Origin of the sequence: Brevibacillus sp. MCWH, assembly GCF_013096935.1 — a bacterium.
In the GTDB taxonomy this organism is placed as follows: domain Bacteria; phylum Bacillota; class Bacilli; order Brevibacillales; family Brevibacillaceae; genus Brevibacillus; species Brevibacillus aydinogluensis.
Map to the genome: position 1 here is coordinate 1 of NZ_SDLF01000184.1, position 429 is coordinate 429.

Genomic DNA, 429 nt, shown 5'->3' on the forward strand with positions numbered 1-429 from the left:
AGTGAAATATCATTCGAATCATAAAGAACGATGAGGCGTCCAAGTTTTAAATGACCAGCTAACGAAGCAGCTTCTGCAGAAACTCCTTCCATTAAGTCGCCGTCACCACAAATCGCATATGTAAAGTGGTTAATCATTTCGAACTGGTCTTTGTTGTATGTAGCTGCTAAATGACGTTCCGCCATCGCCATTCCGACAGCCATCGCAATTCCTTGTCCAAGCGGTCCTGTTGTTGCTTCTACACCTGGTGTATGACCATATTCCGGATGGCCTGGTGTTTTACTCCCCCATTGGCGAAACTGTTTAATGTCTTCCATTGTGACGTCATAACCGCTTAAATGAAGCAAACTATACAGTAGCATCGAACCGTGTCCTGCTGATAATACAAAACGATCGCGATTGAACCATTTTGGATTGCGCGGATTATGG

At 44.3% G+C, this 429-nt stretch carries 1 pseudogene; it reads right to left on the bottom strand.

The window, feature by feature from the left end:
- A pseudogene (locus ETC00_RS19995) lies at positions 1-429 on the bottom strand (transketolase); the annotation flags it as partial.